This window comes from Bacillus sp. mrc49 (genome assembly GCF_002803435.1).
This window is the reverse complement of record NZ_PHNG01000171.1, coordinates 1-923: the sequence shown is the minus strand read 5'-3', so window position 1 is coordinate 923 and position 923 is coordinate 1. Positions and strand designations below refer to the sequence as shown.

At 44.9% G+C, this 923-nt stretch carries 1 protein-coding gene; it reads right to left on the bottom strand.

Annotated features, from left to right (window positions below; genetic code table 11):
• A partial coding sequence (locus tag CVN76_RS01190; protein WP_100530113.1) for a 2Fe-2S iron-sulfur cluster-binding protein occupies positions 1-585 on the bottom strand: 585 nt, incomplete at its 3' end.
• Between the last annotated feature and the right edge of the window lie 338 nt (positions 586-923).

Genomic DNA, 923 nt, shown 5'->3' with positions numbered 1-923 from the left:
GACACATGATGAGCTGTTGATTTCGGAGCCTTCATCCCAGATGACCCTTGGGCGATCAGCTTCCCAATCGATGGATAGTGTCTCGTTGACCTGAAGGTTCTGGCAGACCTCGACGCATTGCCCGCATGCAATGCATTGATTGGCATCATAACGGTAAAATGGGTGCGACATATCGACATCGGCCAATTTCACTTTCGGTGTGTAAGGGTATTTCTGGTGTTCAATTTCCATTAATTCTGCCGTGTTGTGAAGCTTGCAATTGCCGTTATTATTATCACACACTGTACAGTATAAGGAGTGGTTTTCCAGAATCCGATCCATCGCTTCGGTTTGGGCTTCTTTTGCGCTGCGTGAGCCCAGGGCAATATCCATCCCGCTCATGGCCACGGTCGAACAGGACCGGACGAGTTTGCCATCGACTTCGACAATGCAAGTGTCACAGGTCTGGATCGGATCGACCTCGGGGACATAGCAAATTTGCGGGTGGGCTAGCCCATTTTTGTTGATAACCTCAAGTATCGTCAATCCGGCTTTTGCCGTATAATCCAAGCCATTGATTTTAAACGTGCTCGTCGAATTGCTCATAGACCTTCCCCCTTTTTAGCAAAACACAACAAAAAACCACCATGAACACACCTCCGCCTCTAAAACGTTGGTGTAGGTCATGGTGGAATAGTTTAGTAGCAAAACTTGCCAATATACCAATCATACCATTATGTATGGACGATGAAAAAGAAAGAGACGCAACAATCCATTATTGCATAACCAACTTTCAACACTGATATTATACCTTTATTTACAAAAAGATACAATCCTGCACTGCAGCGGACGTTCGCCAAATACCTTTCGTTTTTGAGTTTCGTGATTTATGATAAGGAAAAAAGAAGGCGATTTGGAGTGAGTGCATGATGTCAAAGGTGATT